Origin of the sequence: Paenibacillus lacisoli (genome assembly GCF_030580655.1) — a bacterium.
In the GTDB taxonomy this organism is placed as follows: Bacteria; Bacillota; Bacilli; order Paenibacillales; family Paenibacillaceae; genus Paenibacillus; species Paenibacillus lacisoli.
Map to the genome: position 1 here is coordinate 325,066 of NZ_JAUQTB010000002.1, position 25,272 is coordinate 350,337.

Annotated in this window: 26 protein-coding genes; 2 read left to right on the top strand and 24 right to left on the bottom strand. The window is 48.9% G+C overall.

The window, feature by feature from the left end:
• Window positions 1-14: 14 nt before the first annotated feature.
• From Q5741_RS05295 to Q5741_RS05405, 23 genes are all read right to left on the bottom strand, one after another.
• Window positions 15-476, bottom strand: coding sequence for a flagellar basal body-associated FliL family protein (locus tag Q5741_RS05295; RefSeq protein ID WP_305023021.1), 462 nt, complete (start codon window positions 474-476; stop codon window positions 15-17).
• Window positions 473-697, bottom strand: coding sequence for a flagellar FlbD family protein (locus Q5741_RS05300; RefSeq protein ID WP_305023022.1), 225 nt, complete (start codon window positions 695-697; stop codon window positions 473-475). The genes Q5741_RS05295 and Q5741_RS05300 overlap by 4 nt, the downstream gene beginning before the upstream one ends.
• A gap of 56 nt (window positions 698-753) precedes the next feature.
• Entirely contained in the window at window positions 754-1,572 is an 819-nt protein-coding gene (gene flgG, locus Q5741_RS05305; protein WP_305023023.1) for a flagellar basal body rod protein FlgG, read from the bottom strand.
• Window positions 1,573-1,647: 75 nt separating this feature from the next.
• Window positions 1,648-2,028, bottom strand: coding sequence for a TIGR02530 family flagellar biosynthesis protein (locus Q5741_RS05310; RefSeq protein ID WP_305023024.1), 381 nt, complete (start codon window positions 2,026-2,028; stop codon window positions 1,648-1,650).
• A 42-nt stretch (window positions 2,029-2,070) separates the two neighbouring features.
• Window positions 2,071-2,556 (bottom strand): flagellar hook capping FlgD N-terminal domain-containing protein, encoded by a 486-nt coding sequence (locus Q5741_RS05315; protein ID WP_305023025.1) that lies wholly within the window; start codon window positions 2,554-2,556, stop codon window positions 2,071-2,073.
• A gap of 19 nt (window positions 2,557-2,575) precedes the next feature.
• Window positions 2,576-4,081, bottom strand: a complete 1,506-nt coding sequence (locus Q5741_RS05320; RefSeq protein WP_305023026.1) for a flagellar hook-length control protein FliK — start codon at window positions 4,079-4,081, stop codon at window positions 2,576-2,578.
• A 20-nt stretch (window positions 4,082-4,101) separates the two neighbouring features.
• Window positions 4,102-5,037, bottom strand: a complete 936-nt coding sequence (locus Q5741_RS05325; protein ID WP_305023027.1) for a magnesium transporter MgtE N-terminal domain-containing protein — start codon at window positions 5,035-5,037, stop codon at window positions 4,102-4,104.
• A gap of 51 nt (window positions 5,038-5,088) precedes the next feature.
• Window positions 5,089-5,532, bottom strand: a complete 444-nt coding sequence (gene fliJ / locus Q5741_RS05330; RefSeq protein WP_305023028.1) for a flagellar export protein FliJ — start codon at window positions 5,530-5,532, stop codon at window positions 5,089-5,091.
• 10 nt (window positions 5,533-5,542) lie between these two features.
• Window positions 5,543-6,862, bottom strand: coding sequence for a flagellar protein export ATPase FliI (fliI, locus tag Q5741_RS05335; RefSeq protein ID WP_305023029.1), 1,320 nt, complete (start codon window positions 6,860-6,862; stop codon window positions 5,543-5,545).
• Window positions 6,849-7,691 (bottom strand): FliH/SctL family protein, encoded by an 843-nt coding sequence (locus Q5741_RS05340; protein WP_305023030.1) that lies wholly within the window; start codon window positions 7,689-7,691, stop codon window positions 6,849-6,851. The genes fliI and Q5741_RS05340 overlap by 14 nt, the downstream gene beginning before the upstream one ends.
• Window positions 7,684-8,700 (bottom strand): flagellar motor switch protein FliG, encoded by a 1,017-nt coding sequence (gene fliG / locus Q5741_RS05345; RefSeq protein ID WP_305023031.1) that lies wholly within the window; start codon window positions 8,698-8,700, stop codon window positions 7,684-7,686. Before fliG ends, Q5741_RS05340 begins: the two co-directional genes overlap by 8 nt.
• Before the next feature lie 14 nt (window positions 8,701-8,714).
• Window positions 8,715-10,304: a flagellar basal-body MS-ring/collar protein FliF gene (fliF, locus tag Q5741_RS05350; protein WP_305023032.1), complete on the bottom strand. Its 1,590-nt coding sequence runs from the start codon at window positions 10,302-10,304 to the stop codon at window positions 8,715-8,717.
• Between the two features lie 33 nt (window positions 10,305-10,337).
• Window positions 10,338-10,649, bottom strand: coding sequence for a flagellar hook-basal body complex protein FliE (gene fliE, locus Q5741_RS05355; RefSeq protein ID WP_305023033.1), 312 nt, complete (start codon window positions 10,647-10,649; stop codon window positions 10,338-10,340).
• A gap of 55 nt (window positions 10,650-10,704) precedes the next feature.
• Window positions 10,705-11,157 (bottom strand): flagellar basal body rod protein FlgC, encoded by a 453-nt coding sequence (gene flgC / locus Q5741_RS05360; RefSeq protein ID WP_305023034.1) that lies wholly within the window; start codon window positions 11,155-11,157, stop codon window positions 10,705-10,707.
• A 5-nt stretch (window positions 11,158-11,162) separates the two neighbouring features.
• The gene (gene flgB, locus Q5741_RS05365; RefSeq protein WP_305023035.1) at window positions 11,163-11,573 is read right to left on the bottom strand and encodes a flagellar basal body rod protein FlgB; all 411 of its coding nucleotides are present in this window, start codon (window positions 11,571-11,573) and stop codon (window positions 11,163-11,165) included.
• 601 nt (window positions 11,574-12,174) lie between these two features.
• Window positions 12,175-13,572: an ATP-dependent protease ATPase subunit HslU gene (gene hslU / locus Q5741_RS05370; protein ID WP_305023036.1), complete on the bottom strand. Its 1,398-nt coding sequence runs from the start codon at window positions 13,570-13,572 to the stop codon at window positions 12,175-12,177.
• A gap of 32 nt (window positions 13,573-13,604) precedes the next feature.
• Window positions 13,605-14,147 carry an ATP-dependent protease subunit HslV gene (gene hslV / locus Q5741_RS05375; protein WP_305023037.1) on the bottom strand — a complete coding sequence of 181 codons (543 nt, stop codon included), beginning with the start codon at window positions 14,145-14,147 and terminating at the stop codon, window positions 13,605-13,607.
• Window positions 14,148-14,173: 26 nt separating this feature from the next.
• Window positions 14,174-15,517, bottom strand: a complete 1,344-nt coding sequence (gene trmFO, locus Q5741_RS05380) for an FADH(2)-oxidizing methylenetetrahydrofolate--tRNA-(uracil(54)-C(5))-methyltransferase TrmFO (RefSeq protein ID WP_305023038.1) — start codon at window positions 15,515-15,517, stop codon at window positions 14,174-14,176.
• 18 nt (window positions 15,518-15,535) lie between these two features.
• The gene (gene topA / locus Q5741_RS05385; protein ID WP_305023039.1) at window positions 15,536-17,647 is read right to left on the bottom strand and encodes a type I DNA topoisomerase; all 2,112 of its coding nucleotides are present in this window, start codon (window positions 17,645-17,647) and stop codon (window positions 15,536-15,538) included.
• Window positions 17,648-17,730: 83 nt separating this feature from the next.
• Window positions 17,731-18,849, bottom strand: a complete 1,119-nt coding sequence (gene dprA, locus Q5741_RS05390) for a DNA-processing protein DprA (RefSeq protein ID WP_305023040.1) — start codon at window positions 18,847-18,849, stop codon at window positions 17,731-17,733.
• 202 nt (window positions 18,850-19,051) lie between these two features.
• The gene (sucD, locus tag Q5741_RS05395; RefSeq protein WP_305023041.1) at window positions 19,052-19,981 is read right to left on the bottom strand and encodes a succinate--CoA ligase subunit alpha; all 930 of its coding nucleotides are present in this window, start codon (window positions 19,979-19,981) and stop codon (window positions 19,052-19,054) included.
• Window positions 19,982-20,027: 46 nt separating this feature from the next.
• Window positions 20,028-21,188, bottom strand: a complete 1,161-nt coding sequence (gene sucC, locus Q5741_RS05400; RefSeq protein ID WP_305023042.1) for an ADP-forming succinate--CoA ligase subunit beta — start codon at window positions 21,186-21,188, stop codon at window positions 20,028-20,030.
• A 239-nt stretch (window positions 21,189-21,427) separates the two neighbouring features.
• A complete protein-coding gene (locus tag Q5741_RS05405; RefSeq protein WP_305023043.1) occupies window positions 21,428-21,895 on the bottom strand; it encodes a MarR family winged helix-turn-helix transcriptional regulator in 468 nt (155 codons plus the stop codon).
• A gap of 226 nt (window positions 21,896-22,121) precedes the next feature.
• On the opposite strand from Q5741_RS05405, the gene Q5741_RS05410 reads away from it, so the two are divergent.
• Together Q5741_RS05410 and Q5741_RS05415 are read left to right on the top strand one after the other, a co-directional pair.
• The gene (locus tag Q5741_RS05410; RefSeq protein ID WP_305023044.1) at window positions 22,122-22,550 is read left to right on the top strand and encodes an organic hydroperoxide resistance protein; all 429 of its coding nucleotides are present in this window, start codon (window positions 22,122-22,124) and stop codon (window positions 22,548-22,550) included.
• A gap of 212 nt (window positions 22,551-22,762) precedes the next feature.
• Complete coding sequence (locus Q5741_RS05415; RefSeq protein ID WP_305023045.1) at window positions 22,763-24,349, top strand: YifB family Mg chelatase-like AAA ATPase; 1,587 nt, start codon at window positions 22,763-22,765, stop codon at window positions 24,347-24,349.
• 109 nt (window positions 24,350-24,458) lie between these two features.
• Here the strand turns inward: Q5741_RS05415 and Q5741_RS05420 are convergent, their stop codons facing one another.
• Window positions 24,459-25,010, bottom strand: a complete 552-nt coding sequence (locus Q5741_RS05420) for a nitroreductase family protein (RefSeq protein ID WP_305023046.1) — start codon at window positions 25,008-25,010, stop codon at window positions 24,459-24,461.
• Between the last annotated feature and the right edge of the window lie 262 nt (window positions 25,011-25,272).

Here is a 25,272-nt window from a genome sequence, read left to right on the forward strand (position 1 = left end):
GCGTTTAAGACTTATCAGATTGGAACAACCAGAATGTTAGTTACATCCGTTTTGCTAACCTTACCTTCTGGAAGAGCCTGATTAATCAGATTGGTCAGCTTGTTGAAGAACATGGTGCGCCCTTTAGGTGTGTTGAGTTCCTCAGCCTTAGTTCCTGCCAGGGTCTGGATAATGATTGGTTTGATGCTGATGTCCTTGATCTTCTCAAAAGATGCCTTTGCACTCTTGTCACTTAATTGAAAAGCGAAGTTCGCAGTCACAATCTGATCGGTATCTGCCAAATTCGTTTTGATGTCCGTGATCTCGGATGTGAGCTCAACGATTTCGTCGGCTGATTTCTTCTCGACCTGCTTTTCTTCCGCTGCAGATGCAGTTGTATCTCCGCTACCGCTATGTTGGAGTAGCAGAAACGCGGCCAGAACGATCAGGGTAATGGACAGCAGGATGGTAACCAGCCAGGGTAACATTTTTTTCATGAATCTTCCTCCGTTTGTTGCACTTTAATAGTAGCTGCGTGAATTCCCAGCTCCTGACCGTATGCCTTGATCATGGCAATAACCTCATCCGCCTTCTCCAGCACGATCATTCGTTTACCTGTCACCAGGGTGACATACGTATCCGGTGACTCTTCTACGGTTTCGACCAGCAGAGCGTTCAACCACATTTTGGATCCGTTCAGCCGCGTTACCGAAATCATTTCGCATCAACCTCCCGATTAGAATGGGGAAGCCTCAGCTCCCCCGCCGGTACCTATTAACGTTTCAGGTTAACAACTTCCTGAAGCACTTCATCCGAAGTGGTAATAATCCGTGAATTGGCCTGGAAACCGCGCTGTGCCACGATCATTTCCGTAAATTCACCTGTCAAGTCGACATTGGACATTTCCAGCTGTCCTGCAATGATTGCTCCTGTACCGTCTGTAGCATTGTTGGCTGTTGTTGGAGTAATCGTTCCTCCTTCAATTGCGTTCAATGTCACCCGGTACAAGTTGCCTCCCATCTTTTCCAGACCTTCTGGGTTTGTCACCTTGGCAACACCGATGGACTGATCCGTGTTAATTGTGCCGTCATCCAGCTTCTGGCTGATTACGCCATTTTGACCGATGGAGAAAGAAACTGCATTGTCCTCCAGACGGATAGGATCTCCATCTACATTCGTTACATAAAGACCATCCGAGGTAACGAGGTTGCGCAGGGCATCCACATGGAAATCCCCGGCACGTGTCAGGAAAGCCGGATCCTGAGCCGGATCAAGCTTGACCAGGAAGAAACCATCCCCGTCAATACGAAGGTCAGTAGGCACGTTCGTCGTCTGCGCGCTGCCCGCCAAGTGCAAGGTATCGATCGAGCCTACAGAAACGCCCAGACCGATCTGCTTGGCGTTAATACCGCCATTCTCACCATCTACTGGTGCGGTTACACCTGCAGTCGTTTGGCTCAAAATGTCTTTAAACATAACCCGGCTGGATTTGAAGCCTGTCGTATTCACGTTTGCAATGTTGTTGCCGATTACGTCCAATTTTGTCTGAAAGCCTTTCATGCCGGATACACCAGAGTACATAGATCTTAACATTGATAAATCCTCCTCAAAGTTCGTGTACCGCTTCATTCGGTCGGCGGTAGATCGGCTTCCTTTCGGGCCAGCCGATTAAGAGATAATTACGGCGCTGTCGATTTGGGTGAAAATATTATTCTGCATAGAATCACCATCCATGGCTGTAACAATCGTACGTTTGGGTACATTGACGATCAAAGCCATGTTATTCATTAGAAACAAGGACTCTTTGGCCCCTTTTGCAGCCGCCTGGTCTAAGGCACTGCCTATCTTGGCCATATGTTCGTCTTTCAGTTCCAACCCCCGCTGCTCCAATCGCTTGGCAGCATGATTACTGACTTTAACAACCTGATCCTGCAGCATTTGATCAAACGACTGCTGCACTTTCCCCGCGTTCTCGCTGCGGGTTCGCTTTAAATCTGCGGGAGTGACTCTTCCAGGGAACAACTGGCCAACCGTTATCCGGTTGCTCATTATGATCACCTTTCCCCGCCCTGTCTGGATTAATGGAAAGTTTTAGCTGCCTGAAGCTGATGCCGTATCCGAAACCGTCTGCGTATTCGTCGCTGCCGAAGCATTCTCAATACGCATAATGCTGCTGATCGGCACTTCTTCAGTGCCCACTTTCGCATACTGGGCATTGTCTTTAATCAGAATGGAATTAACAGTTCCGCTTCTGACTTCACTTGTCGAACCGTCATCGCTCAAACGAGTCCAGCTTATGTTTTTGCCAATCAGTCCGGATACCTGCCCGAGCGACTGGTTCATCGCTGTCAGCTGGGTTGATATATTCATCAGCTGTTCAACGGATGAGAACTGCGCCATTTGGGCGATGAACTCCTTATCTTCCAGGGGCTGGGTCGGATCCTGGTTCTGAAGCTGTGTGATCAGAATTTTGAAAAACTGATCTTTACCCATGGTTTGTGTTTTCGTACTGGCACTGGCTACGTTCTGTGCTGAGTAATTTGGCCATACATTCGAAGTTCCGATTATATCTGGCATGCTCTCGTTCTCCTTCTGTTTAAGCTCTGGCTGTAAAGCCGTTAACCCGGCCGTTCTCTTCCTGCCGCTGCTCGGCATTCCAGCTTCGAAGCTCTTCTCCCAGTTCAGCGACGGTCAGGGAATCCTCAATCATTTCCTCACGGCTTCTGGACCGCTTGTCAGACTGCTGCTGCTGACCACTTCCTGAATTCCGCCCATCCTGATACATATGCGAGCTAAGCGAAGCATTGGAGGTTACCTCAACCTTCTCGACCTGGATACCTTGACTCTGCAGTGAAGCACGAAGCTGAGCCATCTGCTGTTCGATCAATTCCTTAGCACCATGGTTATCTGTCATAAACTGTGCAATCAAATGCCCGTTTTGCATGGACAGTCTAACGTCGACCTGACCAAGCTGCTCCGGCCGCAGGGAGATAATTGCTTCGGTAAATCCGTTCTGTTTCACGATTTCAAGCTTGTTCACCATAAAACCAGACATCTCTTTGGTAAATTGGGAAGCCTGGACAACAGCCTCAGCAGCCGGTTTAACCGGAGCTCCACTTCCATTCTTCATTTGAAGATGACCCGCAGTGGTAACCAGATTTTCCGGACGATTAGATTCTGAATTGCTGCTGTTCTGTTGTTCACCTGCTGTTCCAGCGGAATCGGAAGGCTGCTCTGCTGTCCTGACCGTCAAATCTCCATCAGCTGCAGCGGGATCAGCAGCTGTAGTGACGTTGGCAGCCTGAACGGCTGTAGAATCACCTTTTGTATTCACTAGCGCCTTCAGCACATCAGTATGATTCTCAAAAAAGTTAACCGTATTGAGCAGCGTCTTAAGGTTATCCGAGAAGGAGCTGACGTTACTGCTTCCTGCACTGCTAACGCTGTTCACCTGAATCTGCTCCAGAGACTGCAGCAGATGCTTGAACTGCGCAAGCGATTCCTTGGACTGCTGCTGGCCTTGTAAGCCCTGCGCGAGCTGGGTAAGTCCGTCCTGTAAGGCAAACTTCAAAGTTTCCGGCTGCTGTGCAAGAATGATAAGCATTTGCTGACCTTCTTCATTAGGGCCGGCCTCCGTATTTATTGCATCTGAAGACGACTTGTCCTGCATTTGGTTCAGCAGAGATTGAAGCTGTGCAACCCATTGCTGAAGAGCCTGCAGCAGCGCAGGATCGTTTGCAGCTAAATCCTCGAGCTTGTCTGTATCCTTCATCAGGCCTTCCAATAATTCCGGCAGCTTGTCCAGCAGTGCTTGACCCTCAGTTACATCAGATGCTGTACTGGCTCCCAGTTGGGCTGACAGAAGATTCGCTGCAGAAGATTCTGTGTTCAAAGCTTGTGCAGGCAGTTGGTTTTCTTCATTAGAAGCAGACAGTCCTGCACTTAACAGCTGTACCAGTGTGCTGTTGAAAGCCGCCCCGCCTTTCGCGGACAGACCTGTCATTCCGGCTGTCCCCGCTGCCGCAGTACTTGAGCTGCCCGAAGCTGATGGCTTGGATGCTGAAGGAGTACCTGTTAGCAATTGACCTGTAATTAGTGACATTTCGTTTTCACCTCCCTTCGTTATTTGCCTCCCATGAGCTTGTTAAGAATCTTGGCACTGAGCGCCGCGTCCTGAGAGGACATACTTTCAAGAAGCTTGGAGCGTGTTGCATCATCCACCGAGTTCAGAATCGTGATGGCCTTGTCCGGACTGATGCTGAATGTCTTGAGGATCAGGTCTGCCCCGCTTTTCGGCGTCATGGTGCTGAACATCTGGCTGATTTGGCTTTTGTCCAGGTTTTTGGAGTTCGTCGTCGGCTTGGCAGCCGTACCCGAGCTCTGGGTCTGATTCAGCCGGGACTGCAGAGCAGCGATGGCCAGATCACTGGACGGTTTTGCATTCTGCAAGGCTACGGTAATATCAGCCGCCGTCTTCGGGTCCATCTTCGCCAGAATGGCAGCCCGGCTCTCCTGATTCATCTGGCTTAGCAGCTGTACAATTTCTTCTGTAGTCATGTTTTGCAGGATCGGAGCCGCTTTACCGGCGCTCATTGTAGAGTACATTTTTGCCAAATCCTTTATCTGCTTGGTGTAAGCATCCTGCTGAGTCTGTGCTGCTGAAGTGTCCGCTGCGGCCTGCAGATCCTGTACCTGCTTTTCCAGCTCCTCGACCTTGGACTGCTGCTCGCTTTTATCTGTCTGTGCCTGCTGAATTTGTTGATCCTGCTTAGCTACCTGGCTTTTTAGCTCTTTAATAGTAGCTTCTGCACTTTTAGCCTGATCCTTAGCGGTTTCAATTTCACTTTTTTTCGGGTCATCCTTGCTCTCCGGAACCCAGTTTTTCACAACCGGCACTTCGCGCGCCACATTCAGCATCGTGTTCCGAAAATCGATATTGAACATGGTCAGCAGAACGCCAACCAGTACCACTGTAAACACAATAGGAATCAGGAAAAATAAAAACCGTTCAATTCCCCCACTTGATTCTTTCTCTATATCCAAATCCTTGTTTGCCATGATCTTTCCTCCCACCGTGCAGGTACTGCTCCACTCACGCTTGACAGGTCGCTATCTGGCTCTCATGGCGTACCGAATCGTTGCCATTTCATCCAGCTCGTTCTGTTCCCTAAGAAGCAATTCCTGTTGAAAACTAATCCGTGCTTTTTCTCTGGCCTTCAGCCAGACTTTTTCGTCTACTATTTTATCGGTCAGATGATCCTTATTTTTTTGCACATTTAACTCCGCACGCTGCACATCACTGTATTTTTGCGAAATACATTGGTTCAAGTGTTCGATATACGCCTGCATTTCCTGAAGTTTCAACAGGGATACACATCCCGTCGCAGCCTGCTGGATCATATGCTCCATCCGTGATTTCTCTGACATCAACTGCTGCAGGGTCTGCTCCTCGAGCTGAAGTTGTCCAACCGCCGTTGACAGCATCCATTCCGCCTGTGCCTTTTCGTTCGTCTTTAAGTCAACGACCTTTTGAAAAGAATAATGAAATCTCATCTCTCAATCTTCAGCTCCCTGCAAATTCAGAAATCAAACGCTCCTGCACTTCTTCCAGCGTAACCTTCTCATCGACCTTCTGACGGGTGAAATTCCATATCTGTTGAATCATATCCATCGCTTCATCAATTTCAGGGTTCGAACCGCGCTGATAGGCGCCAATGTTAATCAGATCTTCTGAATCTTTATACACCGCCATCAGACGCTTGATGTTCTCAGCTGCACCAATCTGATCCTTAGGCGAAATATCCTTCATCACCCGGCTGATACTGGCCAAAACATCAATAGCAGGGAAATGCCCTTTGTTTGCAATGCCGCGGTTCAGCACAATATGGCCATCCAAGATCCCGCGTACCGTATCGGCTATAGGCTCATTCATGTCGTCACCGTCAACCAAAACCGTATAGAAAGCCGTAATGGAGCCGGTCGGTCCGGTACCTGCACGTTCGAGCAGCTTGGGCAGACTTGCAAATACGGAAGGCGTATAGCCTCTCATTGCCGGCGGCTCGCCGACAGCCAGACCGACTTCCCGCTGTGCCATAGCGTAACGGGTCACGGAATCCATCATCAGCATGACGTTCATTCCCCGATCTCGGAAATACTCGGCAATGGTTGTAGCGATCAACGCACCTTTGATCCGGATGAGCGCCGGCTGATCCGAGGTAGCCACAATAACTACCGATCGTTCCAGTCCCTCGGGGCCCAAATCGCGTTCGATAAAATCAAGTACCTCGCGTCCCCGTTCACCGATGAGAGCGATGACATTGACATCCGCTGCCGTATTACGTGCAATCATACCCATGAGCGTACTCTTCCCAACCCCTGAGCCGGCGAAGATACCGACACGCTGACCTTTACCGATCGTAAGCAGACCATCGATGGCACGGACGCCGATACTGATTGGCTCCAGCACTCTCGGCCGGTTCAGCGGGTTGATCGGCGGGTTAAAGGTAGAATATCGCTGCATGCGTGAAGGAATTAACGAGCCGTCCAGCGGCTGGCCCAGACCATCCAGCACCTTGCCCAGCAGCTCAGAGCCTACTTGGACATTCAGCGGTTTACCTGTGCCTACTACATCACAGCCGGGACCGATAGAGTGAAGCTCACCCAGCGGCATCAGCAGCACCTTGTTATCGCGGAATCCCACCACTTCAGCTTGTAAAGGCTTGGAAGACTTGGTCGGATAGATGTAACATACGTCTCCGATACTGGCGTCCGGTCCCTCGGACTCGACCATCAGTCCAATGACCTGTGTCACTTTGCCGTTAATTCTGACGGGATCCAGGTTCTTCAAATGCTCGATGTAACGCTGAGAACTAAGCACCTTCATCTTGATTTCTCCGCTCCTCATCATCTAATGCAACACGGATGAGTTCTTTTTTAATTTCCGTCAGCTGTGTATCAATTCTCGCATCCACACTTCCGAATGAAGAGCGAATGACGCAGCCGCGGTCTTTGACCGTTGCATCCGGCAAAATTTGCAAGTCAGCCTGGGAATCAATAGCCAGTGTCAATTCCTCTCTTGCTGCATGAACAAAAGAGAAATGAGCTGGAGATACACACAGCACGATGGTACCCTGCTCTCGCTTGCGGGCGAGACTCTTACGAATAAGTTCAATCATGTAATCTTCTTCAATACTAAGCTGTTTCTCGATGACTTTCTCGGCGATGCTGCAGCTCAGCTCTACCAGAAAAGGCTCGGCTTCCTGAATGAGCTGCTCTTTTGCTTCATACGACTGCTGCAAAACCTGCTGAGCTTCTCCCATCACTTGTTCCAGCTGCTGCTGCATTTCCTGCTCAGCCATCTGGCGTCCTTCTTCATAACCTTGCTGATACCCTTCGGCTTTCAACGCTTCCTGCAGATGCTCATCCTGCTCTCTTCGTTCCTGCCACCATTGTTCGATCTGCTGTCTTGCCTCTTCCAGCATCTGTTCAGCCTGCTCCGAAGCACTGCGCACCTGCTGCTCGGCAAATGCCTTGGCGTCATTAAGCATTTCACTGCGCAGACGCTCTGCCTCTTCATCCTGTCTGGAATGCAGCTCGGCTGTTTCTGAAGGTTCATCAACACTCTCTTCTTCCACGAGATAATGATGGTTCAGTTCCAGCTGCTTCAAGGCTTCTACAGGGACATATTGGAAAGACTTGATCAACCTAGACAATGATGTCATCTCCTCCACCGCGGGCAATTATAATTTCTCCCGATTCTTCCAGTCTGCGGATCGTCGCTACGATACGAGTCTGGGCTTCTTCCACATCACGCAGCCGCACAGGACCCATGTATTCCATTTCTTCCTTGAAGGTATCCGCCATCCGTTTGGACATGTTGCGGAAAATAGCATCCCGTACCTCTTCGCTGGATACTTTGAGTGCCAGCTGCAGATCGGCATTGTCGATATCGCGGATAATCCGCTGAATCGAACGGTTGTCCACATTGACAATATCTTCGAAGACAAACATGCGCTTCTTGATCTCTTCAGCCAACTCCGGATCCTGTACTTCCAGAGAATCCAGAATGGTCCGTTCTGTACCGCGGTCCACACCGTTCAGAATCTGTACAATGGACTCGATACCACCGGCATTCGTGTAATCCTGCGTAACCGTTGCAGACAATTTTTGCTCCAGCACACGTTCTACCTGTGCAATAACCTCAGGAGAAGTGCTGTCCATGACGGCTACGCGTCTTGCGACATCTGCCTGCTTCTCTTGAGGAAGCGAGGAGAGAATGACGGCCGCCTGCTCAAACTGCAGGTAAGACAACACGAGGGCAATCGTCTGCGGATTTTCGTTTTGAATAAAATTCAAAATCTGGTTTGGATCTGCTTTGCGTGCAAAGTCAAAAGGTCTCACCTGCAGCGTAGCGGTTAATCTGTTGATAACCTCCAGCGCTTTTTGGGAACCCAGTGCCTTTTCCAGGATTTCCTTAGCGTAGTTGATACCACCCTGTGAAATGTATTCCTGTGCCAGACAGATCTGATGAAACTCCGACATAATCATTTCTTTTTCGGCTGAATCTACCTTGCGCACATTGGCGATTTCCAGGGTTAATTGCTCAATCTCTTCATCTCTTAGATGTTTGAATATTTGTGCCGATACTTCCGGGCCTAATGTAATCAGTAGAATAGCCGCCTTCTGACGTCCTGTCAGCCCGGCACTGTTCGCTTTTGCCAATGTCAATTCACCTCTTATTCGTCAGCGAGCCATGTACGCAGCAGATTGACGAAATCATCCGGTTTTTTCTTCGCCAGACTTTCGAGCTGTTTGCGGACCTGACTTTCATTCGTCACACTATCCAATGTAATGGACGGGAATTCTGCGGCTGCCGGCAGCGGCAGCTCCTCTGTTTCTTCCAACTCTTCGCGCTGCTGGCGGCGGCGTCTGACAATCAGGAAAATGACACCAGCGAGCAATGCAGCAACACCCGCTCCAATGCCCCATACCAGCGGACTGTTCAGCTGAATACCCGTACTGGAAGTATCTGCTGTTTCGAAAGGCTGGCCTAAAACCGAAACTTTCTTGTCCAGATCAGCGTCTGTATAGGTAACACCCGAATCTGCAAGAGATGCGCGAACGATGTTTACCAGAATAGTCTGAATTGCTTTGGTCGTATTTGCATCCAAAGTTTTTTGCCCGGAAGGTGGTTCAACAGCAACATTTATGGTTAAATCCTTTACAGTATACGGACTTGAAATGATGTCCTTGGTAATATGGTTTACCTCGTAGTTAATCGTGCTAGAGTTTTTCTCGGAAGACGAAGTCCCAGATGTATCTGTTCCTGGATAGCCTGGTACCTCTTGTTGACCTGTACCAGCAACCCCTCCGGTTTGACTGCTTCCGCCTGTATAACTCTCCTGAATCTGCTGAACGCTGATCTCAATTCCTTTCATATTTTCCGTATCCACTGGAGTTACGAGTTTCTGGTTTTGAGTCACTTTATCGAAGTTCAGCTTGGAGGCCACAAGCACATCTACTTTTCCATCTCCCATGAACTGGGATAGAAACTGTTTTACATTGGCTTTCACTTCTGCTTCAAATTTCTTTTGCAGTGCCATGTTTTCCTGCACATCAGAAGAGAGACCACCTGAACCTCCACGAGCTGTTGGCGTGAGATCCGCTTCATTATTAGTAATGGTGATATTCTCAATGGGCAGATTGGGTACTGCTGTTTTTACGAGATTAAAGTAGCCATCAATGGAGCTTTGACTTGGCCGGAATCCCGGCTGAAATTCCATTTGCACAGAAGCCGAAGCTTTATCCTGCTCTTCCAGGCCTGCAAAGATGTTCTCTTTGGGTAGATTAATGAGCACCTTCGCGCTCTTCACACCATCCATACGCTCAAGCAGGCTTTCTACCTCACCGTTCATCGCGGAATTGTATTTCACATCAAATTCATGCTCGGTCATCCCGATCGCCGATGAAGATTGTGAGAAAGCTTCTTCCATGCCCATGGTTCCCTTTTGAATCAATCCCTGCGAACCTACATCCACCTTGACTTTGGCAGCATCTGCGCTGGGAATGGATATTTGGGTACCATCTGCACTTAATTTATATGGAACACCTGACGAATCCAGATAGCTGATAACCCCTGCGGCGTCATTGGAATTCAAGTCCCTAAAAGCAACTTCGTATTCCGTTTTCGAGAATTGCATCGTCAGGACAACAATGGCAATAATTAGAAATGCAAAGGTTGAAGCTAATAATATTTTCTGTTTTTTGCTGAAATTGTTCCAATACTGGGTGAATCTATCCCTGTATTGGGCTATTCTCTCATTCACTCTGTCACCCCATCCGAAACTGTGCTGGATCTATCAAATTTGTGTACGCATGATTTCCTGATAAGCTTCTACTGCTTTATTTCGGATTTGTGAGGTCAGCTGTAAACTTAGCAAAGCTTGTTCAGAAGTAATCATTACTTGGTCGACATCGACTTGTCCTGCCATAAATTTGTTATTCATTGTATGTGAGGCTTGCTCTTGCTGGGAGACTTGCTGTAAAGCATCTTCGAGGTAAGCGCCGAATTGTTTCATAGACTCCGACGGTGTTGAGGTTTTTGCTGCTTCTGTCGTTTGGAGCTGCAGCGGCTGCACTGTTGGCAGGTTCAGCATGGTATTTTGAATCATGTATTTCCCTCCGTATGAATATTACGTCGCTTTTCCAACTCTTAACTTCCTGGGTTTAACGTCCAATTTCTAGAGCTTTCGTTACCATCGCTTTGGAAGCGTTCAGAGCGGTTACGTTAGCTTCATAAGATCTTGATGCCGAGATCATATCGACCATTTCTTTGGTGATATCTACATTGGGCATATACACATATCCATTTTTATCAGCATCCGGATGCGAAGGGTTATAGACAGGCTTCAACGGTGAAACATCCTCTTTAATCTGACTTACCTTAACGCCCTCACCCGCAAGCCCCTGTCCCGATGACTGAGCCTGCAAAACCTGTGCAAAGGAGGGCTGATTCGGCTCAAGGACAACCATTTTTCTGCGATAAGGTACCGCTTGTCCATTCACTACGCTGGCCCGAGTCGTCTCGGCATTAGCGATGTTGCTTGAGATGACGTCCATCCGAAGCCGCTGTGCCGTAAGGGCCGAAGAACTGATGTCAAAACTGTTGTTAATTTTCATTTATTCTAGTTCCCTCCGACTGCGACTTTCATCATTTTGATTTGTTCGTTCACCTGCTGTATGTAAGCATTGTAACGAAGCTGGTTTTGTGCAAGATTGCTCATTTCCTTGTCAACGTCGACGTTATTCATGTTGTTATTCATGGCTGTTGACTGATCTGTTGTAATGACTGGATCCGGTATAGAACTGTTTGGCCCGATGGCAAAATGTCTGGGATCCGTGGTCACTCCCCGCAGCGTCCGCATGTTACTATCATCCATCTGCTGCTGCAGCATATCTTCAAAAGAAACGCTGCTGCTCTTATAGTAAGGTGTGTCAACATTCGCCACATTGTTGGCGATGGTCCGCTGCCGAATGTTTGCTGCCTGCAGCCCTGCCTGCAATCTCTGGAAACTCATATCATTCAGTAGATTCATCCCGTTTCAACCTCCTTTCATTCCAACATGCCCCAGGTAATTAGGAAACGCGTCACAACTATCCACTTTTTTCGACAAAATCAAAGGCGATCTCTGACGGATAAAGGTACTTAAGTAGAAATTAGTCCTTCGATGTCGTATATCCTAAGTTTCTTCGGTTTGGGACCTAATTACAATGAGAAAAAAGCCCTATCTTTCCAATAAAACTGGGCTTTTTGTCCATTTTAATCCATTTTTAACTTATAGTTTCATATATCAGTCCTATGCAGCTTGCACAAATGTAAATGCGAGATTATAACTTATGGTGAATGAACATGCAACTTTTTTACTCGTTTTACTTCTGTATTCTTGTGAAAAGCGACATTTAGAACGGAATGTCTTCCATAAGGCGACATAATGACATCTTGAAAGGAAAAGATTCAAGAAAATACGACTCTATTCTATATCCATATAATTGCACAATTATGAACATTTATGAATATTTTTTTACAATATAAGGATTAAAAATCAGATATACCCTCGGTTTTCTCCAATAATTCCCTTCAGCAAAAAAATCAGGAAACAAAAAAAGAGTCTGCTTCCGCAGACTCTCTTGATCACCCTATAGGATATATTGACTTAGATCACGATCTTGGGCAATATCGCCCAGTTTCTCACGTACATATTCAGGTGTAACGATCATACGATCCAGGGTAAGCTCAGGCGCTTCAAATGACAAATCCTCAAGCAGCTTCTCAAGAATTGTATGAAGTCGTCTTGCTCCGATGTTCTCTGTGTTCTTGTTTACCGTCTCTGCTATACTTGCAATCTCACGGATTGCATCTTCCGAGAACTCAATCTCGATATCCTCAGTCCGAAGCAGCTCTGTGTACTGTTTGGTCAACGCATTCTTAGGCTCAGTCAATATGGAGACAAAGTCGTCCAAGGTCAAACTGCTGAGCTCCACCCGGATGGGAAACCGTCCCTGAAGCTCCGGAATCAGATCTGAAGGCTTGCTCACATGAAAAGCGCCTGCGGCAATGAACAAAATATAATCCGTTTTGACCGGTCCATACTTGGTCATTACTGTTGAGCCTTCCACAATCGGCAGAATGTCCCTCTGAACGCCTTCTCTGGATACATCCGGACCCGAGCCTTTGCCTTGAGTAGCAATCTTATCAATTTCATCAATGAAAATGATCCCTGACTGCTCTGCACGGCTGACGGATTCCTGAATAACATCATCCATGTCGATCAGTTTCGTTGCTTCCTCTTGAATCAGCACCTTGCGGGCTTCACGAACAGGGAGCTTTCTCTTTTTGGTTCGCTTGGGAAGCAGGTTACCGAACATCTCCTGCATGTTCATCCCCATTTGATCATTGCCCTGACCCGCGAACATGTCCATCATTGTCGGTGTCGTATCTTCTACGTCAATTTCAATGACCTCATTCTCCAGGTTCCCTGCAAGCAGATCAAATTTGGCTTTACGTCGTTTCTCGGACAGTCCCGGATCCGGCTGCGGCTCTTCTTCGGCCTGAGCAGCATTATTATTACCAAAGATCATCTCAAATGGATTGCGTTGATTTTTAGTTTTGGCTGCCGAGGGAACAAGCAGATTCACAATGCGCTCATTCGCCAGTTCCTCTGCACGGTCACGAACCTTCTCTGTACGTTCCAGCTTCACCATACGAATGGCGGTCTCGATCAGGTCGCGGATCATCGACTCCACATCACGGCCGACATAACCGACTTCGGTAAATTTAGTAGCTTCCAGCTTGATAAAAGGAGCACCTACCAATTTAGCCAGACGACGTGCAATCTCTGTTTTGCCGACCCCCGTCGGTCCAATCATCAAAATATTTTTGGGAACGATCTCATCCCGCATGTCCTCCGGAAGCCGGCTGCGGCGATAACGATTACGAAGTGCAACAGCGACTGACTTTTTGGCCTGCTTTTGACCAATGATGTATTTATCCAGCTCCAGGACGATTTGTCTGGGCGTTAATGCTTGCTCACTCATCTTATTCCCTCCACCCATCATGGAATACAAGATTACAGTTCTTCGACCACAATATTACTGTTTGTATACACGCAGATTTCAGAAGCAACCTGTAGCGCTTCACGAGCCATGTCGCCAGCTTCCAGACCGGAAGCATGACGTTTGAGAGCACGTCCAGCCGCCAGGGCAAAATTCCCCCCGGAACCGATCGCAAGGACATCGTCGTCAGGTTCAATGATTTCACCGCCGCCCGAAATCAGCAGCATCCCGGATTTGTCCATAACGATCATCAGGGCCTCGAGCTTACGCAGTACACGATCCTGGCGCCAATCCTTTGCCAGCTCCACCGCAGCACGCTGCAGGTTTCCGTGATGCTCCTCCAGCTTGCCTTCGAATTTCTCGAACAGGGTAATCGCATCCGCAACGGAACCGGCAAAGCCTGCAACCACTTGTCCACGGTACAGTCTTCTTACCTTCTTGGCGGTATTCTTCATCACTACGCTGTTACCGAAGGTTACCTGACCGTCACCGGCGATCGCTGCCTTACCATTGTGACGGACAGCACAGATCGTTGTCGCATGAAAACTCATATCCATGACCATTCCTCCTCATCCCTACCACGTTATGACTTGGCTTCCACCTGCATGACATCTTTATCCGTAATGTAGCCCCGCAGATTGTCCAATGCCCGCTGTGCCAATGCCTCATTTTTTTCCTTTTTGTTGCGAATTTTCTGAGCAAGCTTCGGAAGAAGCCCGAAGTTCGCGTTCATCGGCTGAAAATGCTTGAAATCGGCTGTAGTAATATAGTGGGCCATGCTGCCCAGCGTACAATCTTCAGGGAAAACCAGCAGTTCCTCTCCCAATGCCGCTCTCGCCGCATTAATGCCTGCAATGAGGCCGGAGGCGGCAGATTCTACATAACCTTCAACCCCTGTCATCTGACCGGCAAAAAACAGGTTTTCGCGGCCTTTGAACTGGTAGGTCGGCTGAAGCAGCTTCGGTGAGTTAATAAACGTATTGCGGTGCATAACACCAAAACGTACGAACTCCGCGTTCTCCAGCCCAGGAATCAGCGAGAATACCCTTTTCTGTTCTCCCCACTTCAGATGTGTCTGGAAACCTACGAGATTGTATAGTGTACCCGCTGCATTATCCTGGCGAAGCTGAACAACCGCATAAGGCAGTTCGCCAGTATGAGGATTTACTAATCCGACCGGTTTCATCGGCCCGAATAAGGCCGTCTGCTTGCCTCGCTTCATCATGACCTCGATCGGCATGCAGCCCTCAAAATAAATTTCCTTCTCGAAATCTTTGAGCTGGGCAACTTCAGCAGAAATCAGCGCATCGTAGAAGGTATTAAATTCTTCTTCATTCATTGGACAGTTCAAATAAGCCGCTTCGCCTTTGTCATAACGGGAAGCAAGATACACTTTGCTCATGTCAATGGAGTCCTTCTCTACAATCGGTGCTGCCGCATCATAGAAATAAAAATACTCCTCACCCATTAATTCTTTAATCTGCGCCGATAATGCAGGGGATGTAAGCGGGCCGGTTGCTATCACAACAATGCCGTCCTGCGGAATCTCCTGGATCTCTTCATTCACCACCTCAATAAGCGGATGGTTATGCAGCGTGCTGGTGATCTCACCGGAGAACCCATCCCGGTCTACGGCCAGTGCGCCGCCTGCAGGTACCGCATGCTTATCGGCAGAAGACAGCACCAGCGAATTCAGCATTCGCATCTCTTCCTTCAACACACCGACAGCATTGGTCAAACCGTTGGCGCGAAGCGAGTTACTGCATACAAGCTCCGCAAATTTATCCGTATGGTGAGCCGGCGTTTTGACAACCGGCCGCATTTCATATAATTTCACAGGCACACCGCGGCTGGCGATTTGCCAGGCAGCTTCGGTGCCGGCCAAGCCGGCACCAATTACGGTGACCTTCTGTATTTCTTGTGTCAAGGTTAATTCCTCCAGTACTTATTCTCCTGCTGTATCCAGAGCGTCGTCCTGATCCTCCAGCATTTCTGTGTGATCACAGGATGTACACTGCAGTTTAGTGCCCTGTTTGGTCCGTTTTTCGACCATCAATGAACTGCAGTTCGGACACGGCTTCGGTGACGGTTTATCCCAGGATACATAATCACATTCTGGATAACGGTCACAGCCGTAGAACACTCTGCCTTTTTTGCTGCGGCGTTCCACCACATGTCCTTCTTTACATTTGGGGCAGGTTACGCCTGTATCCTTAATGATCGGCTTCGTATTGCGGCAGTCTGGGAAGCCGGAGCAGGCCAGGAATTTACCAAAGCGTCCCAGCTTGTAGACCATCGGTTTTCCGCACTTCTCGCATACCTCATCCGAAACTTCATCTTCAATCTCAATTTCCTTCATTTCCTCTTCAGCAACCTCCAGGCGCTTCTCGAAGGAGGAATAGAAATCATTCAGTACCTTAACCCAGTCCTCTGTACCTTCCTCAACATGGTCCAGGTCTTCCTCCATATTGGCGGTAAACTCCACATTCAGGATCTCCGGGAAAAATTGTTCCATCTGCTCGATAACCAGTTCTCCGAGCTCCGTAGGCATAAATTTCTTCTCTTCAATCGCCACGTAACCGCGCTTCTGGATCGTTTCCAGCGTAGGCGCAAAGGTACTTGGGCGGCCGATCCCCAGTTCCTCGAGCGTTTTGACCAGACGGGCCTCTGTGTAACGAGGCGGAGGCTGTGTGAAGTGCTGCTTGGGTTCGATATCTTCTTTCGTCAGCGTATCCCCCGGCTGCAGCGGCGGCAACAGCTTATCTTCTTCAGTTGTACCGTCATCGTTTCCTTCCACATAGACCTTCATAAAGCCTGCAAAACGCACTTTGGACCCCGCTGCACGGAAAATAGCCGGACCTGAAGCAATGTCGACCGACAGCGTATCCATTATGGCTGATGACATCTGGCTTGCCATAAAGCGTTCCCATATCAGCTTGTATAGTCTGAACTGATCCCGGCTCATGAAAGCTTTCACCGAGTCCGGATCCCTCAGAGCAGAGGTAGGACGAATGGCTTCGTGAGCATCCTGAGCATTTGCTGCTTTTTTGGAATATTGACGGGGAGTCTCGGGCGCATACTCTTTCCCATACTTCTCCAGAATCAATTCTTTGGCTTCCTCCTGTGCAGAAGCCGCAATCCGGGTGGAGTCGGTACGCATATAGGTGATCAGACCGACGGTGCCCTCTTTGCCAAGATCAACGCCCTCATACAGCTGCTGGGCCACCGACATGGTCTTGGCAGCACGAAAGTTCAGCTTGCGTGCGGCCTCCTGCTGGAGCGAGCTTGTTGTAAAAGGCGGGGAAGGATTCCGGAGACGTTCCTTTTCTTTGACTTCCTTCACCACGAAGGAGTTGTCTTCAATAGCAGCCAGCACTTCATGAACATCGTTCTCACTGGACAGCTCCTTCTTGTCCCCATGAATCTTATGGAATTTAGCCTCAAAATGGCTATTCTTGATACCTAGACGAGCTGTAATGCTCCAATACTCTTCCGGCTTGAATTCGCTGATCTCGTTCTCGCGGTCCAGAATGATCTTGACTGCGACCGATTGAACACGGCCTGCGGACAGCCCCTTTTTAACCTTCTTCCACAGCAGCGGACTGATTTTGTAACCAACCAAACGGTCCAGAATCCGGCGTGCCTGCTGGGCATTGACCAGATCCATATTGATTTTGCGCGGTGTCTTAAATGCATCCTTGACGGCCTGCTTCGTAATTTCGTTGAACACCACACGGCAGCTTTCGGTGTTGGGGTCGAGATCCAGAGCGTGGGCCAAATGCCACGCAATCGCTTCCCCTTCACGGTCCGGGTCAGCCGCAAGATAGATTTTTTTCACCTTCTTGCTCGCATCTTTAAGTTCTTTCAGGACAGAACCCTTACCGCGGATCGTAATATATTTTGGATTGAATTCGTTTTCCACTTCAACCCCAATTTGACTCTTGGGCAGATCACGAATGTGACCCATCGAGGCTTTTACGATAAATTTGCTGCCCAAGTACTTGCCTATTGTCTTCGCCTTGGAGGGTGATTCGACAATAACCAGAGTATCCGCCATAGGTTCTTCCTCCTCTCCGTCTTTAACTGCGTCATCTATTAGATAAACTCCTGATTTGGAAGTTCATTCTCAGAATTGCTTCATTAGATAAGTTCATATTTTGCTCCTGGAAGCTGAGCGATCTGTTTTTTTATGATTAAAGATAACAGAACTGAATGTAAAAGTCCAAAATGCCATCCAGTAGCCTCCAGCAGCTCATCGAGCAGCAAAGGGCCCTGTTCAAGCAAATTATGGATCTTCCTTTCTTCTGAACCCAGCCCTTCTTCGTTTCTTCCACTCTCAACCTGTGAAAGGGAACGTTTCCTATTGTAATGACATTCAGGCGTATTTTGCAACCATGCCACATATTCTTCAAGGATATCCTCAATGTTTGTTACCGTTTTGGCTCCCTGCTTGATGAGGTTGAGACAACCTTGGCTTTTGGGAGATGTAATGGGGCCTGGCACGGCAAACACATCACGGCCGCTCTCCAAGGCAGCATCTGCTGTAATCAGCGAGCCGCTGCGGAGATCTGCCTCAACGACGACTGTACCTTTGGATAACCCTGCAATAATACGGTTGCGCAGGGGAAACAATCCCGGATGCGGTTTCGTGCCCAGCGGATACTCGGTCACAATTAAACCCTCTTCGGCAATCCGGTGATACAGACCTGTATGTTCCGGAGGATAAATCCTGTCCAAGCCGGTTCCGAGCACAGCGATAGTCTGCCCATGATGCTCAAGAGCTGCCTGATGACATACACTGTCAATGCCTCTAGCCATTCCGCTGACGACGGTGATGCCCGCTCTGCTCAATCCCTCCGCCAGCATCTCCCCTACCTTGCGCCCGTAAGCGGTAGGAACCCTTGTCCCTACCATAGCCACAGATAAGCTGTGCAGCAGTTCTGCCTTTCCTTTGAGGTACAGCACCCAAGGGGGCTCAACCGTTTCCTTCATTAAATAGGGATAATCATCATCAAGCGCGGTGACATAGGAAATGCCTCCTTGCTGGAGAAGACTGGCACGCTCTTCAATCCAATTATGGTTCAACTTCAAAGCTGTCTCTCTGGCCTTATGGGCAGGAAGCCCGAGCCGTATCCATTCCTCTGCCGTAAGATCTGCGCAATCCTGCCAGCGGTATCCCGCCTGCTGATAGCGGCGTATCGTCTTCTTGCCGATTCCTTCCATTTCATGCAGTCCTAACAATGCCAGTCGTTCTTCCATTCTCTGATCCTCCATCATGGACGGAAGGTGACACCTTCCTCCTATTTTGTGGGAAACTCTTAAAATATGCAAGCGTTTACTCGCTATCTATGTATTGTGCAGCCTTCCAGGTTGTCACGCTGTACACAAAAAAAGCAACCTTTCCATTCCCGTTCGGGAACAAAAAGGTTGCTTACCTTACTCATAGTATATATAAGACCGATTAGTGTGTCGTGCACAAATTCAGAATACCGCGTTCTTCCAGCACACTCACCAGCGTAGAGCCCATTTCAGATGGCGTCGGCGCAACTTTAATACCGCACTCTTCAAGTTTTGCCATTTTCTCCTTGGCCGTTCCTTTACCGCCAGAAATAATGGCGCCGGCATGTCCCATACGTTTGCCTGGAGGCGCAGTCACACCACCGATAAAGCCTACAACCGGCTTCGTCATGTTGTCACGAATCCATTCAGCCGCTTCTTCCTCTGCCGTTCCACCGATCTCACCAATCATAATCACGGCATGCGTTTGCGGATCCTCATTGAAGCGTTTCAGGATATCAATAAACTCAGAGCCCTTCACCGGGTCACCGCCGATACCAACCGCAGAGGATTGACCGATTCCGCGTGTGGTCAGCTGATGAACCGCTTCGTAGGTCAACGTTCCGCTGCGGGATACGACGCCGACATGACCAGGCAGATGAATGTAACCCGGCATGATGCCGATTTTGCACTCACCCGGTGTAATAACGCCCGGACAGTTCGGTCCGATCAGTGTAGTCTGCTTGCCTTCCAGGTAACGGGCTACTTTGACCATATCAAGCACCGGAATGCCTTCCGTGATACAGATAACCAGTTCCATCTCGGCATCTATAGCTTCCAGGATAGAATCTGCCGCGAATGCAGGCGGTACATAAATAACACTTGCGGTTGCGCCGGTCGCTTCTTTGGCTTCCTGAACCGTGTTGTACACAGGCAGTTGAACCGTGCTTCCGTTCTCCAAAGCAATATCTACGGTTGTGCCGCCTTTACCAGGCGAGGTGCCGCCCACCATTTGGGTTCCGTAATCCAATGCGCCTTTGGCATGGAAAAGAGCCGTTTTGCCCGTGATCCCCTGGGTAATGACCTTTGTATTTTTATCAACCAAAATACTCACGTTCTTCACATCCCCTATTCATTAGTCAATGCTGAGGTTCACCAAGTTATTTCACCAGGGCAACGATCTTCTGGGCACCATCTGCCATGGAATCGGCTGCAGTGATATTAAGTCCGGATTCCGCCAGAATCTGCTTGCCAAGATCAACATTTGTTCCTTCCAGCCTCACAACCAGCGGGCGGGTAAGCCCCAGCTGTTTCGCTGCTTCTACTACACCGTTGGCAATAATGTCACAGCGCATGATGCCGCCGAAAATGTTGACGAAAATGCCTTCAACCTTCTCGTCCGACAAAATAATCTTAAACGCTTCTGTGACCTTCTCGGTCGTTGCACCGCCCCCTACGTCCAGGAAGTTGGCAGGGTCGCCGCCATAATATTTGATGATATCCATTGTTGCCATAGCCAGTCCGGCTCCGTTAACCATGCACCCGATGTTGCCATCCAGCGCTATGTAACTGAGATCAAACTTGGATGCTTCGATTTCCTTCTCGTCTTCTTCATCCAGATCACGAAGTTCCAGAATGTCCTTGTGACGGAAGAGCGCATTGGAATCAAAATTCAGTTTGGCGTCCAGCGCCATTACCTTGCCGTCTCCAGTAACGACCAGCGGGTTGATCTCTGCAATAGAGCAGTCTTTCTCGATAAATGCGTTATACAACGAGAGCATAAACTGGACGGCTTTATTTACCAATTCATTAGGAATATTAATGCTGTAAGCCAATTTACGGGCTTGGAATACCTGCAGGCCGATAGCCGGATCGATGACTTCTTTGAAGATTTTCTCCGGAGTGGCTGCCGCTACCTCTTCGATCTCCGTGCCGCCCTCTTCGGACGCCATCAGAACAACGCGGCCTGTACCGCGGTCCACAACGAGCCCAATGTAATATTCTTTGAGAATATCGCAGCCTTCCTCAATCAACAGGCGTTTAACTTCCTTGCCTTCCGGGCCTGTCTGATGGGTAACAAGCACCTTGCCCAAAATTTCGGAAGCATAGCTACGTACTTCGTCCAAATTTTTGGCTACTTTAACCCCACCGGCCTTGCCGCGTCCACCAGCATGAATCTGGGCTTTGACGACGGTAACCGCAGTTCCGAGCGATTCGGCTGCTGCAACCGCTTCATCCACCGTGTAAGCAACCTTTCCGTTCGGAACGGCCACCCCATACTGCTTCAAAACTTCTTTTCCTTGATATTCATGGATATTCATTCTTGAATCCTCCTATCAACATGACTGCAACAAGGCGGGTTCTCCTCAGGAAATAGACTTGCTCTTTATTAAACCCACATCATTGTAACATGTTTTTAAAACGCTTTCCTTAATAAAAATGGCAGTAATACACAGCTTTTTGATATTGATATCATCCCGGATCGCGAATATTTGGATAAAAATGTAAAAAACCACCCTTCATATTGAATGGATGGTTTGTTGGCCGGTCAGCATATTTCTTATGCTTTGGCAGAAGATGTATTGCGCTCATGCACCAGCTGAAGCAGATCATTAAACTGTCCTAGCAGCTGCTGAAAATCCTGCTTGGATATGGAGGTTTCGTCCTGAAGCGCCTGAGGGATACATACTGCATTTTGCTGCAGTCCCTTCCCCTGATCGGTCAGTGAGATCATAACCTTACGTTCATCCTGGGAGGAACGCTCCCGGTTAATGAGACCTGCCGATTGCAGACGCTTGAGCAGCGGAGTCAGTGTACCCGAGTCCAGAAAAAGGGCTTCCCCAAGCTCCTTTACCGTGCAAACTTTTCTCTCCCACAGCACAAGCATGACGAGATATTGGGAATAAGTCAAACCAAGCTGCTCCAGATAAGGCTGATACATTTTGGTTATCTCTCTTGAGCAAGCATATATGGTAAAGCAAAGCTGGTTCTCCAGCTTCAAAGATGGATATATTTCAGAGTTTGTCATGTTGGTATCCTCGCTTTCTATCGTATTTTATCACAATATAATTTTGAAACAATATAGAAATACAGGATTTTAACGTTATGGCGGTGGTTTTGCTGCTTTTGCGGGGCTTTAACACAATAAATGATTAAAAAAATGCAAATACCCTTTACATTCAAATTAATTAATGTTAAATTAAATTGTGTAAAATACAATTTATAAAAACATAAATTAAAAGGTGGTAATTCATATGATGACAATTCAACAGAAAATGTATGAGACAACGGTAAAAGCGGTAGGTGGACGTAACGGTTATATCGAATCCGCAAACCCTGAGATGCGTCTTGAAATCAGTACTCCTAAAGAAATGGGCGGCGCAGGCGGCGCAGGTACGAATCCCGAGCAGCTGTTCGCAGCCGGTTACTCCGCATGTTTTGACAGTGCCCTGAACATGGTGGCCCGTATGCAGCGCATCAAACATGAAGGAACCGAAGTAACTGCCACCGTTCATTTTGGCAAAGTGGAAGACGGCGGGTTCGGCATCGGCGTGTCTATGGATGTTCTTGTTAAAGGCGTCGATCATGAGACAGCAGTTAAACTTGTTGAAGGTGCTCATCAGGCTTGTCCATATTCCCGCGCAACCCGCGGTAACATCCAGGTTGACCTGAACGTTCTGTAAATTCAGACGTTCGTTGATATAGATCCAGAAGACCCGCCTTCAGGCAGGTCTTCTTGTGCTTTACACGCGTGTATGATCTATTGACTTCCTCAACCCATGAAATGTACAATACGTTCTAAGATGATCTGTAAAAATCAGGAAGCACCTGTTCCCATCCGCATGTTTGGCTGCCGCTGAGCATGGACTATTATGGTGAACGAGGTGTTTTTGTTATGTACGGTAGATTGAACAGCGCCTGCCTGTATGGCATTGACGGCGTACAAATTGAGGTTGAGACCGATCTGTCCAACGGGCTTCCGATTACTCATATCATCGGCCTTCCCGATTCGGCCATTCGTGAAGCCGTCGAACGGGTCCGGGCGGCGATTAAGAATTGCGGTTATCAGTATCCATCACAGCGCGTAACGATTAATCTGGCCCCGGCCGACCTGCGTAAAGAGGGATCGGCATTCGATCTGGCCATCGCTCTCGGCCTGCTGACCACCAGCGGCCAATTGACTCTTCCCTCTCCAGACAGGACTCTTTTCATCGGAGAGCTGGCACTGGACGGAGCTGTCCGCCCCGTTGAAGGCGTTCTGTCCATGGTTGATTTGGCTAGGCGCCAAGGCTTTCACTCTGTTCTGCTGCCGGCAGCCAATACCTCCGAAGCCGGACTGATCTCCGGAATTAATATATACGCCTTGTCTCACCTGCGCGAATTAGTTCCTCCAGGCTGCAATAGGACGGAATTCAAGCAGGGTGAAACGAAGGAGCCTCTGGTTCTGCCGGATTATAATCACCTGGCTGTGAGGAATTCAACCGAATCAGGTTCTCTAACTATTCATCCTGATTCTATCCTATCAGATTCACCCGAAGACTACAGTGATGTAATCGGCCAGCAGCATGTGAAGCGAGCCATGACTATTGCCGCTGCAGGCATGCACAATATTATGCTCGTTGGACCGCCAGGCACTGGTAAAACCATGCTGATCCGGCGGCTCCCCACCATTCTCCCTCCTCTGACCGAGGACGAGGCGCTGGAGGTTACCAAAATATTAAGTGCTGCCGGTAAATTAAAAGAAACGGCTGCACTCACACGGCTTCGTCCCTTCCGTTCACCGCATCATACCATCTCGGCCGGCGGACTCATCGGAGGCGGGTCTGTTCCCAAGCCGGGCGAAGTCAGTCTGGCACATCGAGGTATTCTATTCCTGGATGAGCTTCCGGAGTTCAGCCGCTCTGTGCTTGAAGTTCTCCGCCAGCCTCTTGAGGATCGACAGGTGACAATCAGCCGTTCCCGCGCGGTCTTCACATTTCCCGCTCATTTCATGCTGGCGGCTTCGATGAATCCCTGTCACTGCGGGTATTTAGGCTCCAGCCGCTGTACCTGTTCTCCAGCCCGCCTGGCACAGTATCGTTCCCGTCTGTCAGGACCGCTGCTGGATCGGATCGACCTGCAGGTGGATGTGCCTCGTCCGGAGGAATGGCGCTCTGTAGCTCCGGGTATGTCTTCAGCAGAGATGCGGGCAGCCGTGATGTCTGCCCGCAGCATTCAGGCTCAGCGGTTTCGCGGGCTGCCTTTGTCCTGGAACAGCGAGCTGTCCGGCCGCCTGCTGCGCCGTTATACATTATTGGGAAGCGATGCCGAGCAGTTCCTGCAGGGAACGATGGAAGCCCTGGGACTCAGCATGAGGGCTTACGACAGAGTGCTGAAGCTGGCCCGGACGATAGCTGATCTGGACCATTCGGCTGCCATCAGCAGAGCACATGTTGCTGAAGCGATCCAATACCGGAACCTGGATATGAAGCTGGTTCATTGAGCCATGTCCGGTGCTGTCAAGCCCTTGGAAGCAGGGAGAAGCCAGCAGGTGATTGAATATATAAAAATCCCCGGTCTAAAGACCGGGGACTCACAACAATTCATAAGTTTTATGAATCAAACACCGTCATTTTCTCAGAAGCCGGCGTACGCTGCTGCGGTTTAGGTACAACGTCCGGATATCCCGCATAAATCATGCCCACCACTCGCTCGCCCGGCTTGATCCCTAGATACTCGCGGAACTTCGGAGCATAAAGGAACGGCTTCGTAACCCAGAAGGTCCCAACGCCTTCACTCCAGGCCGCCAGCATAAAGTTCTGAATCAGCGCACTGACTGCCGCATAATCTTCATCCCAAATGACTTGACGAGGGTCTTCTTTCATAACGAATAGAATTTCGGCCGGAATCTCCTTCACGCCAGCAAATTTATGATCCTCTCCCAGCTCTGCCGAAATGGCATCATACAGTTTGCTCCGTCCCTCTCCAGAGAAAACGATAAAACGCCAGGGCTCACGCAGCTTGTGATTAGGCGCCCACACGGCCGTATCCAGCAGCTCAGTAATCTTCTCCACCGTTAACGGCTGATCAGTAAATTTCTTAACAGTCCTGCGTCCGCGTATCACTTCCTGCACCGTTTCTGTATGTAAATGCGAATCCTTCATGTTACTTCCCCTTTCCAGGATCATGACCTGCACACGTTTGGTGCACATCGTCCATAACTAATTGAAAATCATTATCAATGGCTACATCTACATGCTACTATATGTTTCAAATTAAAGTCAAATTCCTGTGACCGTTATCATCCTCTTCGGCCCGCTTCCCTCTCCATAACCCCATCTACTCAAAGCAATGGTTCACTCTCCGCTTTCCTATAAGGATCTATGTACTTCCCAGCAGCCTCCGTCTGTCTCTGTCTGCCATTTT

What these genes read in the sequence shown, in the direction of transcription:
- Q5741_RS05295 (WP_305023021.1), bottom strand. Translation starts at nt 476, where the DNA reads ATGAAAAAAATGTTACCCTGGCTGGTTACCATCCTGCTGTCCATTACC.
- Q5741_RS05300 (WP_305023022.1), bottom strand. Translation starts at nt 697, where the DNA reads ATGATTTCGGTAACGCGGCTGAACGGATCCAAAATGTGGTTGAACGCT.
- flgG (WP_305023023.1), bottom strand. Translation starts at nt 1,572, where the DNA reads ATGTTAAGATCTATGTACTCTGGTGTATCCGGCATGAAAGGCTTTCAG.
- Q5741_RS05310 (WP_305023024.1), bottom strand. Translation starts at nt 2,028, where the DNA reads ATGAGCAACCGGATAACGGTTGGCCAGTTGTTCCCTGGAAGAGTCACT.
- Q5741_RS05315 (WP_305023025.1), bottom strand. Translation starts at nt 2,556, where the DNA reads ATGCCAGATATAATCGGAACTTCGAATGTATGGCCAAATTACTCAGCA.
- Q5741_RS05320 (WP_305023026.1), bottom strand. Translation starts at nt 4,081, where the DNA reads ATGTCACTAATTACAGGTCAATTGCTAACAGGTACTCCTTCAGCATCC.
- Q5741_RS05325 (WP_305023027.1), bottom strand. Translation starts at nt 5,037, where the DNA reads ATGGCAAACAAGGATTTGGATATAGAGAAAGAATCAAGTGGGGGAATT.
- fliJ (WP_305023028.1), bottom strand. Translation starts at nt 5,532, where the DNA reads ATGAGATTTCATTATTCTTTTCAAAAGGTCGTTGACTTAAAGACGAAC.
- fliI (WP_305023029.1), bottom strand. Translation starts at nt 6,862, where the DNA reads ATGAAGGTGCTTAGTTCTCAGCGTTACATCGAGCATTTGAAGAACCTG.
- fliE (WP_305023033.1), bottom strand. Translation starts at nt 10,649, where the DNA reads ATGATTCAAAATACCATGCTGAACCTGCCAACAGTGCAGCCGCTGCAG.
- flgC (WP_305023034.1), bottom strand. Translation starts at nt 11,157, where the DNA reads ATGAAAATTAACAACAGTTTTGACATCAGTTCTTCGGCCCTTACGGCA.
- flgB (WP_305023035.1), bottom strand. Translation starts at nt 11,573, where the DNA reads ATGAATCTACTGAATGATATGAGTTTCCAGAGATTGCAGGCAGGGCTG.
- hslU (WP_305023036.1), bottom strand. Translation starts at nt 13,572, where the DNA reads ATGAGTGAGCAAGCATTAACGCCCAGACAAATCGTCCTGGAGCTGGAT.
- hslV (WP_305023037.1), bottom strand. Translation starts at nt 14,147, where the DNA reads ATGGATATGAGTTTTCATGCGACAACGATCTGTGCTGTCCGTCACAAT.
- topA (WP_305023039.1), bottom strand. Translation starts at nt 17,647, where the DNA reads ATGGCGGATACTCTGGTTATTGTCGAATCACCCTCCAAGGCGAAGACA.
- dprA (WP_305023040.1), bottom strand. Translation starts at nt 18,849, where the DNA reads ATGGAAGAACGACTGGCATTGTTAGGACTGCATGAAATGGAAGGAATC.
- sucC (WP_305023042.1), bottom strand. Translation starts at nt 21,188, where the DNA reads ATGAATATCCATGAATATCAAGGAAAAGAAGTTTTGAAGCAGTATGGG.
- Q5741_RS05405 (WP_305023043.1), bottom strand. Translation starts at nt 21,895, where the DNA reads ATGACAAACTCTGAAATATATCCATCTTTGAAGCTGGAGAACCAGCTT.
- Q5741_RS05410 (WP_305023044.1), top strand. Translation starts at nt 22,122, where the DNA reads ATGATGACAATTCAACAGAAAATGTATGAGACAACGGTAAAAGCGGTA.
- Q5741_RS05415 (WP_305023045.1), top strand. Translation starts at nt 22,763, where the DNA reads ATGTACGGTAGATTGAACAGCGCCTGCCTGTATGGCATTGACGGCGTA.
- Q5741_RS05420 (WP_305023046.1), bottom strand. Translation starts at nt 25,010, where the DNA reads ATGAAGGATTCGCATTTACATACAGAAACGGTGCAGGAAGTGATACGC.